This window comes from Micromonospora sp. KC207, from assembly GCF_004348615.1.
Lineage (GTDB): Bacteria > Actinomycetota > Actinomycetes > Mycobacteriales > Micromonosporaceae > Micromonospora.
In genome coordinates this window covers 1-13,571 of the sequence record NZ_SMKJ01000199.1, presented here as the reverse complement: position 1 = coordinate 13,571, position 13,571 = coordinate 1, and the positions used below count along the sequence as shown (strand labels likewise).

Annotated in this window: 5 protein-coding genes and 1 pseudogene; 3 read left to right on the top strand and 3 right to left on the bottom strand. The window is 66.4% G+C overall.

Annotated features, from left to right (window positions below):
* The 3 genes and pseudogenes from E1258_RS22335 to E1258_RS22325 form a co-directional block, all read right to left on the bottom strand.
* Nucleotides 1-180: pseudogene (locus tag E1258_RS22335) on the bottom strand (site-specific integrase); the annotation flags it as partial.
* A gap of 224 nt (nt 181-404) precedes the next feature.
* Nucleotides 405-5,762: a sacsin N-terminal ATP-binding-like domain-containing protein gene (locus tag E1258_RS22330; protein WP_132404556.1), complete on the bottom strand. Its 5,358-nt coding sequence runs from the start codon at nt 5,760-5,762 to the stop codon at nt 405-407.
* 926 nt (nt 5,763-6,688) lie between these two features.
* Nucleotides 6,689-9,166: a GIY-YIG nuclease family protein gene (locus tag E1258_RS22325; RefSeq protein WP_132404554.1), complete on the bottom strand. Its 2,478-nt coding sequence runs from the start codon at nt 9,164-9,166 to the stop codon at nt 6,689-6,691.
* Between the two features lie 764 nt (nt 9,167-9,930).
* Here E1258_RS22325 and E1258_RS22320 point away from each other — a divergent pair.
* From E1258_RS22320 to E1258_RS22310, 3 genes are all read left to right on the top strand, one after another.
* Complete coding sequence (locus E1258_RS22320; RefSeq protein WP_132404552.1) at nt 9,931-10,125, top strand: DUF397 domain-containing protein; 195 nt, start codon at nt 9,931-9,933, stop codon at nt 10,123-10,125.
* A gap of 133 nt (nt 10,126-10,258) precedes the next feature.
* Entirely contained in the window at nt 10,259-12,352 is a 2,094-nt protein-coding gene (locus tag E1258_RS22315; RefSeq protein WP_132404550.1) for an N-6 DNA methylase, read from the top strand.
* Nucleotides 12,349-13,571, top strand: a 1,223-nt coding sequence (locus tag E1258_RS22310) for an AAA family ATPase (RefSeq protein ID WP_132404548.1), incomplete at its 3' end; no start/stop codon positions are given. The genes E1258_RS22315 and E1258_RS22310, both read left to right, overlap by 4 nt.

Below are 13,571 nucleotides of genomic sequence, written 5' to 3'. Positions count from 1 at the left end.
GTGGCGGAGTGTGCGGCGGGTGCCGTCGGCGCGGGCGGGGATTTCGATCTGCCAGTGCCAGTGGCCGTGGTTGCGGGACCAGCCGCCGCCGGGCCGGCGCAGATCAGGGCAGGAGCGTCCCAGGCGGCGGCCCGTCGCGGTGTCGCGGCAGCCGCAGCGTTTGAACGTGGAGCCTTTCACTGGTCGTCTCCGGGGTGCTCGACGTGGTGCCGCCAGCGGTGGTGGGTGTAGTTTGGTTCCGGCCGTCCCGGGCTGCCCCTTCAAATTTCATCAGTTCACCCACTCAACATCAGTCCCAGGTCATGCGGTGATCGTGTCCATCTAATCCCGTCAGCCGCACGTCGTCCATGGCAGGCGAGCACCCGCAGAGCACCCCAGACAGCTCTTCATGAACGCCCAATAAGTCAGAGTCGGCCTTTCAGTTTATACGCATAGCGCAACCGTCCGCCTAACTCTCGGAAAAGGCCCTGTCCGCGCTTGCTGAACGGATTGGGCAACATAAACACGTGACGCGCATCGGGTTCGAGCACATGGGTGACGAGGAGCAGACGCCACCGGTCCGAGTACCTCCGGGCGGCAGCAACCTCGCTCTCCCCAAGCTCAATCTCACCACCCTGGCTCTGAAAGGCCTTAACCTCGAACATCAACGGCCGTGAACCGGTGTGGACCACCATGTCGTACCCGAGCGAGTCGTCCCCGAGTGGCCCGACAAGGAAGTGCCTCCGGTTTGCCGATACCCACGTTGATTCGTCCGCCGCCGAGTACTGCAGCTTTAGCCAATGCCATGCGACGTACTCTCCCGCCGCGCCGAGAGCGTTGCGCTGCACATCGGAAGGGCTACGCCGTCCACCCACGAACCCGCCAGCGTTTCCGGCGCCGTTTCGCGCACGCATCCCGTACGCAGGCAGCACATCGAGCTCCGCGAACGTGTCCCGCTGGCGACGCAGCCTCTCGTCAGAATCGACGGAAGTCCGGATGATATCGATGAACTGATCCAGCTCATTCTCAACATCGACCTCCCGCCCGGCCACCGCAAGCACTCGGCGAAGACGGGCCTTTTCTTCACGAGCCCGGGCTTCCGCGCTGCGCCCCTTGCTGAGGTCGCTTTCAGACAATCCGTGCACCCGATAATCCGCCGAGAGCGGCATGCCAGCCGGCCACTGGCTGAGGTGGTACAGCCAAGAGACGATGTCGTCGGCAGTGAGCGGCCTGAAGTCCAGCGCCCCGGCCTCGTCGAGAGTGCGCTGTACGGCGTCGACCGGCTCAGTGGCCGCGAGCGCCCGCGGGAGAGGACGCCCGCTGGCGCGGATCAAGACGATAAGCGACTGCGTCGTGGCTTTGATTACGGCACGTTGCAACTCATGTAGCCGTTCAAGGACCGGCAGCGACTCACCGGAGGCCGGCAGTGGGCAGCCGAGTCGCTTTTCGAGCTCTGTCGTGACGATCGCATCGAGCATATCCGTGCTTGCCACGTCGACGTCGTATGTCCACTCCTCGGGAGGCGCGATGGCGGATAGGTCGCAAAGCTCCCTCCAATCGGGTTGCGGACGACGGGAGTCGAACTCGGATAAGCGCGCCCATCGCAACTTGTCGATGAGCTGCGTCTTGTTGGTTAGCAGGAACGTCTGCAGTGCTTCTTGGTGCGCTTCTGCCCGACTGATGGGTTCGTAGCCGGAGCCGAGATTAGACAGTGTCACATTGAAAGCAGCGAAATCGAGTCGGCAGGCGATCCGAAACTCGTCCAACGAGCGTGCCTGGCGTGCGGCTTCCATGATCTCCTCAGTACTGAGGGGCACCCGATCTCGGTACCTGTCAAGGATCTCAGCCAAGTCCTCGGGACGGTTCGCCGGCTCGTCAAGGCACTCGCCGGCGACCGCCTCACCTAGGCAATGGACCAGTAATGGACGGCAATGCCACCTGATCCGGTCCATGTCGCCATTGACCCGGTGCCGGGTTTCCTCATACTGGGCAGGGCTTAGGTCGAGAGCGGCTGCAAGATCGGAGTCGTCCGGTGCATCGATCGGTACGTGAGCTCTCTCAAGGCGGACGGCTAGCACCTCGAGCCGAGGACCGAGATGCGAGTAGCCGAGTAGGTCGCACAACGGCTCGGCGATGGTAGCGATCGACCTCCAGTCAAGACCGCCAGCGGGTGCAAGCACAACGACTTGGCCATGGACCGGCAGGACGAGCGGTCTGCTCGGAAGGTTAACCGCCTCGCCGTCGAGGGTCACCGCCCATGACTCGCATCGCTCGATACGGACGGCTCGGGCGGCTGCGTTGAGTTCGGTCAGCATCGAGACGGGCGGGCTTCCGCCCGGCGACCGGTGATCGAGCACTACCGCCAGCGCAAGCGGTAACCATGGCAGGTCCTCGACTAAACCGGTGCTGCTGTCCGACGTAACCATGTCCGGCTCCAACGGCCGTCCGTCGACCAAGATGCGCAGCGGCGCGTCATCGACGTGCCGGACGTTCGTGCCATGGCGGCGGAGTAGCTCGGCGACCTTCTCGGATGCGTTGGGCACGACCACAAGGGGGCGTCCCATCACCCGGATGAACCCGGCGGTGACGTCACGGCGGTCAGCAGTGACGTATACGACTGTGTCGTCGGGCGGGCCAAAGGCAACGGTTCCCAGTGCCTCGGCCCGCTCCACGACGAGGTGGACATGCGTTTCCGCGAACGGATCGTCGTCACCGGTCACTCGATCAGCCAGTAGGCGCCAGGCGACCTCGTGAGCTCGTCGCACTGCGGGAATGTCCTCCGGGCGCAGCAGACCGGCATGTACGACTTCGCCAAGCTCAGAGAGCATCCAATGCGGATCCTCTGGCCCGCACCAGGTAGCGATGCCGAACTGCCGCAGACGCCTCCGGGTAGCCGGACGGTCAAGCAGATGCCGCAGCTGCCGATCGACAACCGAAACGTATGACGGCTCTTCCTCGCTATCTGGCGGAAGCCACACCTCATCGAGCGGCTGGAACTGCCGCGCCCTATCAGATCCTCGTGCCGGTATCCACGGCTCATGCTGAACAAACGCAGCGACCGGCGTGATCACCTTCTGTGGATCATCACCCCCGCGGCGTTGGCGAAGCCAAGTAGTGAAGAGAGTCTTGTCCGGCCATGTCTCGAGACCGTTAAGGAGCAGCCGCGCATACGCCATACGGGCACTCTCAGTGAGTGTCTGGACAGTACCCTGACCGGGTAGATAGACCACGGATGGCGCCGAGTAGGGCGTATATGGGTGCCGCGCTGCGCTTGGGCTACGTCCGATGCGCGGACGCCATTGCGCCGCAACGGAGTCGGGAACTTTCGCTGCGGCGACGAGACGGTCGGTAGTGAGGGCCCAACCTTCCAGCATGTTGTCTGCGCCCTGCCCAGCCACCGGCGTAAGACCATCGCGGACCCCAAGGTGGCGGAGGAAGGCCGTCCATTCCTCGATGTCGTCGTTACGCCGGAGAAGATGGTCAGGGCGGACGACCGTGCGTCGGGCGAGGTCTGCCAGATCCCTGTCGACGGGGGCGCCCTCGGCGACCACGATGGCGAGGTCGTCACCGAGGGTGCGGTGCCATCCAGCGCCGAACACCGCTGTATCGGCCTTGATCCAGCCGGAGGCAGCCCGGACGCAGAGCCCGACATCGGCCAGGGCGGTGGGTGTCTGCGGTCGCTTGCGGTGCAGCTCGAAGACGAACCGCAACGACTGTTCCCAAATCTGCTGATCGCTGCTGTCCTGGAGCGTTCGCTTGACGTGCGCGAGCAGACCGGCGCCGTCGAAGGGCCGAACCAAGCCTCGCTCCAGGAACTGCCGCGCTGCCGACTGCACACGAAGGGAGCGACTCTGTTCGACCCAGCTGAGGCCGGAATGCAGGAAGAAGAGGCGCCGTTCAAGCGCCTTGGGGATCTGCACGGACGGGCCATCGCGGTGTTCGCCCTGATGCAGGTCGCCATCATCACCGGCCGGAGGGAAGAATGCCATCTGCTCGGCCCGCCGCTTCCGGCGTCGTTGATCTCGTGGGAGGTCCCGCGTCCTGGGCGCTTCTCCCGTGCGTTCGCCGTTCGCAGCACGCAGAGTGCCGTCGGCGGCGAGCAGGATGGAGCGGCCGTGCAGGACCGCGGGACGGTCGGCGAAGAGCACGGACAGATCGGCGTACAGGGCCTGCCACGACGCGATGCTGCCGCCGTCAGCTGGCAGCACCAGATCGGCGACAATACGTTCAACGACATCAGCCAGATGGTCGAGACTGGGCCGCAGGTCGAATCCCAGCGCCTGATACAGAGCGAGCATGCGATCAAGGAGGCGCGGCGGTCCCACGGTGTCATCGACCACGCCGCGTCCGGAGACGCTGGCTGCTGCCCGCGCCGTCGCCACGCTGGTCTCCCTGATTGGCCAACGCATCGCCGCCTCGGCGGGTGCCAATCCATCCGGCCACTGCTTGGTCGAGAGAACGGGTACGAGCGGCACCTGCGGTAGCGCCGTGCCGAGCGCCGCCTGGCTGGCGCCGGCCAGCCGGGCCGCCTCCGACGGATCCCATGCCACGAGCGCGCAGACCGCAGCCCTCGTGTCCCGGTGATCGTCGCTCAAAGCCGCTGCCGCGGAGATGCAAACCTCGGCCGCGACGTCGAGGAACATGGCGTTCAGCGGGTGGTGGGGGTCCAATGCGGTGCGGTCGAACTTGGTGAAGAACGGGGCATTCACGTGCGCGGGCAAGGGTGCGCGGGCGTCCGCGGCGAGGGGCAGGAAGGTGTACGTCTGCCCGCCGTCCACCGGGATATCTCCGGGCACGGCGACGGATACGATCGCCCGCTCGCGCCATTCACGGAATGCCTCGCCCAGGCGTTCCTCGCTGATTGAGGCTTCAATGGCGGCGTGCAGCCGGTCGTGTGGAACCTCCCCCCTGACTAGGAGGAACTCACCTTTGTCACCGAGGTCGACCTGGAGAAGCTCAGGACTCGCGGTTCCGTTCGCCGATATCGATCCCGCACTGCCGAGCGTCCGCTCGGCGCGTGTCAGAACGCAACGGTCGACGATGCGCCCGCCGCGACGGTGCTGGATGTCCAGCTGTGCCAAGCGTTCGAGGAACAGCATGATCGGCGCTGGCGCCCGAAGTAGCTCGGTAAGGCGTAGCCGCACCTGATCGAGGGCGGCGGCGCTGCGCAGCGGGAGCCGAAGGACGGTGACGTGGCCCGCTTGGCCGAGTTCTTCGACAAGCTGCGGAACGTCGTCGATCCACACCGGCACCTGCAGTTCGGGAAGTTCGTCGAGTGCCCGCTCGGCCAGGCTCGGATCCTCCAGGATGCTTTCGAGGTCGCCCGTCCCGGTCGCGAAGCGGAAGCAGTAGCCGTCGAACGGCATCTCCATCGAGCTGAAGACCTGCGGGTCGCCTGTGATCTGTAGGACGCTGCGGAAGCCGACACCCTTGTTGCCGATTCCCTCGCCAACCACCTTGGCGGAGTCCGCGAGCTTGCAGATCGCCGTGAGACGCTCGGGGGTGAATCCGTTGCCGGCGTTGCCGACGTAGAGGACGCCAAAATCAGCCTCGTCCTCTGCGAGCACGATCGAGCAAATGCCGTCACGGCAGTCCGGCGGATGGGCGTCGTGCGCGTTTTGAAGCAACTCGTGCAGGAACCGCCCGGCGTACTCCTCGGTCGTACGGTGGGTGAGGGCCCGAAGCTGTCGGGCGGGATTCCAAACTGAAGAGCCGAGCGCCTCGGTGACAACCGCCCGGGCGTACGCATGAACCTCATCGGCAAACTGCTGCGCAGTCGGCATGATCACGCACCCTCGTCGCGCCGTTGCCCTGGGCGACCAAGCATAGCGCTCGCCGAGTCCCGGCGGAACTTCACGGCGAGCAGGGCATCGACGGCGCCCGCCTTATCCTGCAAAGCGCCGGCGCAGCCATCGGTTGGCTGTCATCCCGCCTGCTCAGCTCGTCCCCGGCCCACCACAATGATCCGTTTGCAGCTGAACGTCGCGCAACGACCATCGATCGGATCGGTCCAACCGGGTAAAGAGTACCTAAGCTATGCCAGCGCCCAAGACCAGACGCGAAGACTTATCTGGTCGAGAAACCTCTACATGGGTGCGTCCCGGCGGGCGACCGGGCTCGGGGCCAACGTTGTCCCCTTTGGAGCCCCGTAGCGGAAGGCGTCGACCACCGCGTCCGCCGAACCCGGCGCTCCGACGACGCGCAGCTCTGCAAGCAGGCCGTGCTCACAGGCGAGTGGATGGCGCCGTCCACTCTCCCAGTTGCGTGTTGATGTCTAATGCCAGACGGGCGGGCATTGTCCGATCTACTGCGGGGACCAAGCCTCCGGCCGGGATACGCCGTAATCTACTGATTCAGCCAATTCTCCAACTCAGCACCCTTGGCGAACTGGGTCGTGTCGTTACTGAAGTCATCCCTTACTGGCCCATCGTACGACCAGTGGCGATTCCCGTAGCCGTAGTGCCAGTGGACTGCATCGGGGTGCTCCCCATGCCTGCACTCCTCCACCGGCGCCGCTCTCTTCCTGCCAAACCCAAACATCCTTATCGCTCCTTTTGCCCCGTTTTCGCTACTACGCGAATTGCAGCTCATGGCGGTTCGGAGGCAGTCTTGCAGGGCCTTGCAGGGCCTTGCAACGCCAAACAAGCCGTGGCCCAGCGATCCGTTCCGCGTAAGACTTTGAACACTTTCAGTGACTATCCGGCGTGCGCTAGGAAGCGTCCTTTCGCTGGCGCAACTGGAGCAGCCAATCCTCCGGCTTGCTCTCCCGGGTGGCGGGTGACGCCCAGCCGTCCGCCGGATCGGAATTTCGTGGTGCCCATGTCCGCGGAATGTTGAGCGCGAGCACCTCCCGTACGCCCGCAGCGGCGCGACTCGCCGGCCGCACTACGTGGTGTGGCAGCGTCGGACAGCCGGTTTCCGCATCGAACTGCGGGTTCCAGGTGCGGCAGAAAACCTGGCAGAAGCCGTGGATCTCGAAGACCACATGGGCGTGATTGGAGAGCCAGCTGAGTCGGTCACCGGCCACGAGCCGCTCCCGGCCGATCAGGTGTCCGTTAGGTGCGCTGCCCTGACGGTTGAGGTATGGCAGCGGATCCTCATCCGCCCCCTCGTCGCCGTCGCTCAGCCCACGGACCATCCCCGGATCGTCGGTGACATGCAGTTCAAGGAGGTCCCCGTCAGCGTGCGCCTGCCACATGTCGACCACCTCGGCTGACGACGCCATGAGGCTCGGGTACGCCGTGACGACGAACGTCTGGCCGCCCCTCAGCGGCAACGCGACCCGGTCGCCCGCACGAAGCCGGTGCACCACGGGCATCGATTCCCAGCTGCCGATCCCGGTCACCCGCTCCTGGCAGAAACGGATCGCCTCCTCCGCCATCGCCTGCCCGACCCGGAAGAACTCGCGGCCGGGAGCGACGCGCTGGGCGTCCAGTAGGCGGTGGACTGCCTGCTCCACCTCGTGGGCACGCATGGTCAGGACGCGGTAGGTCACCTCGAAGGGGAACGGCACCGGGGTGCTGAACAGCTCCTCCGCACGGTCCTCGGGTAGCCGACGGGTAAAGCCGATCTTGAGCATGTCAGGCATGGCGGGGTTCCGCTGCACATAGACGAACCCGCTCCCTGGCTCCGCAGATACCCTGGCCCGGCGGGGCCCCGCCAGCGGCGTCGGCGGGTCGGCGGTCTCCAGCACGACATTCCCGGCGAGTCCCGCCGACATGGTGACCAGTACCTCGCGCGCGGCCGACCACTGGTCGAGGCGGGCGTCGGCGGTCTGCCGCAGCGCCTCACCGAGCGCCGAGACCCCGTGGTCGTCGACATCCACCTTGGGAGCGCCGGCAAGCTCGGCGAGCGCCTTCGAGGCGATTTCGGTCAGCATATGCGCGAGCTCGTCTTCGGCCGTGACGCGCAGCGTGCCCAGGTGAATGTCCTCCTCGAGGTCGGATGTCCGGACCAGATCGACGCAGACCTCACCCCGCTTACCGATGAGCAGGAGTTCGCCGGCGTGGGCCGGGTTGGTGAGGTCGAACGCGAAGTGGGCGCGAAGGCCGGGCGAGCCGCTTCGCGGCCGGCGGCAGATCAGCTCCAGCCGACCCGGCGAGTCAAAGTCCCGTGTGAGGCCGAGCAGTCGGGTCCCCTCCACCAGAGTGGCGGTGGCCGCCTTCACCTGGTCTTCGCCGCGCACCCGGATTCGCCACCACGGCAACGGACCCCACAGGCCGTGCGCCACGTCCGGGGCAGCCATCCGGGAAATGGCGATCGGTGCGTAAGACCATCGGAGCAATTCCGCGAGACATCCGTCCTGAAAGCGCTCCTCGTCGGTCCGGTCGCGCAGCAATTGGCGTTCTAAGGTGCTTAGGCCCTCAACCGCTTCAGCCACCCGTTCCCGCTGCCCCTCGATGATCTCCACGACGCGAGATGCCATCTTCCGCAGGCCGGCGTCCGCCGGACCCTTGAGTTGGCGCAGGATCCGTAGTGCCTGCTCGGCGTTCACCCGGTCAATCCCGATCGTGAGCAGGTGCTGGGCAGCCGAGGCCTCCCTGACGAACGAGTCCATCCAGTCCTCGAGCGCCCGGTGACTCTCGGCGTCGCCGCGCAGCGCGACTGCGGCAAAGTTCCCTACCTGGACGTCTGGCTCGGCCTTGAGCACCGCCCAAATGTTCGCGTACGCCCTCAGCGGACTTGGTGAGCGCGACAAACAAACCTCTAGCCATGCCGGGTCCCGGACGTCCCAGTGCCGGGTGAGCTCCCGCTTGACCCGACCGCGCGGGACCGATCCGAGGCGCCGCGCCGACCAGAGCTCCAGCAGAAATCGGTAGGTGCTTTCCGGATTCCAGGCGGGCAGCCCGCAGCCGAGCAGCCAAGCAGAGTCACCCATCCCGGTGGAAGCCATCTGCCGCCGAATGGTTCCCACCAAACCGCCCAACCGCTCCGGGTTGACGCCCGGCCCAGCGAGCACGCCGCTGTCCGCCAGGAGCCGTACGACGTCTGCGGTCGAGCAGCCAGCAGAAACGAGAGCTGCAAGCCTCGCCACGACCAGAGCCCGAACCATGTCGGGCTCACCCAGCCCGGGGACGATTCCCGCCGGATCGAGCGCCGGATGCTCCGCCACCTGCCCAACCAGACCCTCACAGACGACGGCGATCCATTGCTCGCGCTCCTCGGCAGGGTCGTCTCCCATCGGCATGACACCAGTGTCCACTGTGCTTGAGCGGCAGATTGCGACGGGCAGCCGCCTCTCCCGGCGTGGACGACGAGCTCAGTACCGTCATAGCCAACCTGGTACACCTGAGGGCACTGCGGGCTCCTATGAGATCGAGGACCGGCCGGCGTGGATCTCGCGGTGCAGCCTGCACGGTACGAAGCGATCGGGCTGGCGTCGACCAGCGGACTTTACGCATACAGCCCCAGGAAGCTCGTATGGACCAACAGCTTCGACGCCCCACAGTCCGGGCAGGATCCGCAGGTCAGCACTACTCCCACACGTCCCGTCCAGTCCAGGCAGTCCCGCAGATTAAGAGCCACGTCAATGTCATGTTCATCGGTCCCATGCGGCACCGACGGTCCTACACACGCGCACTGATCCGGTTTCTGCAGCCGCCGGGTGCCACCTGATGCCTACCTGTCCACGGCGGGCGAGCACCCGACGAGCACCCGCCTGCCGGACCACTCAAGCGATGGGTGTAGGCGTCCTTGTGCGTCGATCGTTTCCGTCATACGGTACCGGAGTCGGAAAGCCCGTTCACGGCAGGCGCGCACGCGGGGCTCACGGGCGCTTTTGCAATCGCCACTCTTCTGGACGGATCGCCGGTGGTATACCTCGACACCCTGGTTGAGGGTGAGATCGGCGTCAGGATAAAGGACGTGCACTAGCGGCAGCTGTCTGGGAAGCCATCTGCGCGCGAGCGCTACCCTGTGATCTGTCCCGCGACTTGATCCTTAGGGTGATCCATGAACATGAGCGACACACCAAACTGGCACAAGAGCACCCGTAGCGGCAGCAATGGCGGCGACTGCGTCGAGGTCGCCGACAACCTGCCGGGCCGGGTGCTGGTCCGCGACAGCAAGGACCGCACCGGCGGCACCCTCACCTTCGGCCCGACCGCCTGGTCGGCCTTCGTCACCCAGGTCAGCACCCACCGCTGACCACCTCATGCGCTGGCCACCTCCGGCTCGGCCCTCGCCACCCCGGGCAGATCCGGGGGTGTCGCGCGGGAGTGTCGGTCACACAGGCGACAATGATCGAGACTTGATCGGCTCAGAGGGGTTGGCACAGGGGATGGTTGACGACAGGGGCCATGACGTCGCGTCGGGCGACGAATCCAGCACGGCAGCGGTCGCCGGAGCTGGGCCGGAGTCCCTGGCAACGGACGAGACCATCGACTTCATCACCAACAAGCCGGTCCGGCTGCGCGGCAACGAAGAGGTCCGCCAGCGCATCGCCCGAGCCCTGGCCGTGGAGTACGGCATCTCGGTCGACGACATGGCGCGCGACTTCCCGATCCCGGTCGACATCGAGGGGCGACGCCGGCGCATCCGCAAAGCCGATATCGCGGTCTTCACCCCTGGCGCGCCGCAGACCCTGGAGAACCTGCAACGGGTGGTGATCTGCAAACCGGAGCCAAAGGTCAGCCGGGCCGTCACCAAGATCAGGACACATGAGCAGGCCCGGCAGGATCTGGAGGAGCTTGAGGATCTGCTCGGCACGCCGGCCACCCCCAACGCGCAGTACGGCCTGTGGACCAACGGCCTGGACTTCTTCTTCCTGCAGCGGGAAAACACCCGATTCGGTGTTAAATTCCCGGCGCGGGCCGACTGGCCGATCGACGCCGCCAGCTTCGGCGCCACGAGCGGCTCTGCAGCCCGGCTCCGCCGAGGCGAGGCAGCCATGCTCAAGACCGCCTTCCGGCGCTGCCACAACTACGTGCACGGCAACGAAGGGTTGCCCAAGGACGCCGCGTTCTGGCAGTTCCTCTACCTGATCTTCGCCAAGGTGCACGACGAGCGGATCAGCCGCCGACAGCACCGCGCACCCCGGTTCTACGCCCTGCCGGCCGAACCCTTCACCAACGAAGGCCGCGCCGACATCGCCGGGCGCATTCATGAGCTCTTCGACGAGGTGAAGAAGAACTACCCGCTGTTCACCGACCGCGACCAGATCAGCCTTTCGCCGCGTGCGCTCGCCTTCATCGTCGGCGAACTCGCCTCCTACGACCTGGCCGGCACCGACATCGACGTCAAGGGCATGGCGTATCAGGAGTTGGTCGGCATCAACCTGCGCGGCGACCGGGGGCAGTACTTCACCCCGAAGGGCGCCGTGGAGTTGATGGTGCAGATGCTCGACCCCAAGGAGCACGAAACCATCCTCGACCCGGCCTGTGGCACCGGTGGTTTCCTCCGGGAGCCCTTGCGCTACCTGCTCGACCAGTGGCGTGCAGCGGCGGGCACCAAGGGTCTGCCCGACACCGAGGCACAGTTGATCGAGCACCAGGAGCGGCTGGCCCAGTACTCGCGGACGCATCTGTTCGGGGCCGACTTCGACCCATTCCTGGTGCGTGCCTCGCAGATGAGCGTCATGCTCTCCACCGGCGAAGAGGGCAACGTCTTCCACTTGGACTCCCTCGCTTTCCCCGGCGGCCACCTGACCGAACGGCACGCCGCAGCCGAGAAGATCCCGCTGGGCAGCATCGACGTCCTGATGACCAACCCCCCGTTCGGCTCGGACATCAAGATCGAAGACGCGGACATCCTCGACGCGTACCGCGACGGGGTGGCCCAGTCCTGGGCCCGCAACCGGCAGACCGGCCAGGTCGAGGCCGGGCCGGGCCGAGTGTCGGCGATGTCGCCGGAGCAGTTGTTCATCCAACGGGCGGTCGAATGGGTCCGGCCCGGCGGGCGGATCGGCATCGTGCTGCCCAATGGCATCCTGTCCAACCCCGGCCCGGTGGACGAAGGGATCCGCCGCTGGGTGCTGGACAACTGCTGGATCCTGGCCAGCGTCGAGCTGCCGGTGGAGACTTTCATCGTCGACGCCCACGTCAACATCCTCACCTCGGTGCTGCTGCTCAAGAAGAAGACCGACCGGGAGAAGCTGGCAGCCGAGCTGGGCGAGCAGCCCGACTATCCGGTCTTCATGGCGGTGGCGGAGAAGGTCGGGGTGGACCGGCGCGGCAACAAGATCTACAAGTGCCGGCCGGACGGCGTGCCGATCCTGCAGGACACTGTGGAGCGGATCCCGGTCTATCGCAACGGCGGCACCAGCTATCGTGACGTCACCCGCAAGAAGGAGGTCGTCGACAACGACCTGCCGGAGATCGTCCAAGCCTACCGGCGATTTCGCGCGGAGCACCCCGAGCCAGGGGAGCGCACATGATCACCCGGATCGAGGCCTACCACTACCGCTGCTTCGCGCAGCTCAGCATCGACCTGGGCGACTTCCACGTGCTCGCCGGCGCCAACGGTGCCGGCAAGAGCACCCTGCTGGACATCCCGGTGCTGCTCGGTGACCTGCTCGCCCAGCAGCGGGTGGCCGACGCCTTCCTTCGCCCACCGGAGTGGCGCGGCGTGCCCCGGGCGCACACCCTCACCGAGCTGGTGCACCAGGGGCGCGGCGACAGCGTGGCCTTCACCATCGAGGCCGCGTTGCCCGCCGACATCGTCAACACCATGGCCGGCCGCAGCACTGCGGCGATGATGCACCGGATCCCGGATCGTCTGCGGTACGAGCTGCGGCTGCGGATCTTCAACGACGAGTTGCAGGTCGACGAGGAATACCTCTACCTCTTCTCCGCCGTCGACCGGCGGCGCCCGGCGGCGGGCATCGCGATGCAGGGAGCCAACCTGCCCAGGCGCGGCCGGTCCGCCCGCCAAGCCGCCCAGCCGGTCATCCAACGCGGGCCGGGCGAGCCGACCGCGTTCACCGCCGAGACGACCACCCGAGGCCCAAAGGTGCCGGACTTCCGAGTGCCGGCCAGTCAGGTCGCGCTCGCCGCCGTGCCGGCGGACCCGGAGCTGTTCCCGGCGGCGCTCTGGTTCGCCAACCTGCTGCGTGAAGGTGCCGTCTTCTTCGATCCGGACTGGGCCCAGCTGCGCCAGGCCGCCGCGCCCGGTGACCCGCTGCGGGTGCTGCCCTCCGGGCGCAACCTGCCCTGGCTGGTGCTGCACCTGCAACAGGAAGATCCACAAGGGTTCGCCTACTGGATCGATCACCTGCAGACGGCGCTGCCGCAGATCACCGGAGTCACGGCGATCGAGCGTGCCGACGACCACTACGCCTACCTGTCGGTGGAGTACGTCGGCGGCTACCGGGTCACCTCGTCCGGGCTGTCCGAGGGGACCCTGCGGATCCTGTCGCTGTCGCTGCTGCCCTACCTGCCCAGCTCCGCGCGGCCCCGCCTGCTGGTTACCGAGGAGCCGGAGAACGGCATCCACCCACGGGCCATCGAGACCGTGGTGCAGTCACTGGCCGCCCTCACCGACGACCAGGTGTGGATCTCCACCCAGTCGCCGATCGTGCTGGCCAACACCGACCTCGCCAACATCGTGCTCGCCCGGCTCGACGGCGACGGCGCGGTCGAGGTCATCCCCGGCAC

Bases quoted from the DNA above. Each gene is read 5' to 3' on its own strand.
- E1258_RS22330 (WP_132404556.1), bottom strand. From the start codon at position 5,762: ATGCCGACTGCGCAGCAGTTTGCCGATGAGGTTCATGCGTACGCCCGG.
- E1258_RS22320 (WP_132404552.1), top strand. From the start codon at position 9,931: ATGAACATGAGCGACACACCAAACTGGCACAAGAGCACCCGTAGCGGC.
- E1258_RS22325 (WP_132404554.1), bottom strand. From the start codon at position 9,166: ATGCCGATGGGAGACGACCCTGCCGAGGAGCGCGAGCAATGGATCGCC.
- E1258_RS22315 (WP_132404550.1), top strand. From the start codon at position 10,259: ATGGTTGACGACAGGGGCCATGACGTCGCGTCGGGCGACGAATCCAGC.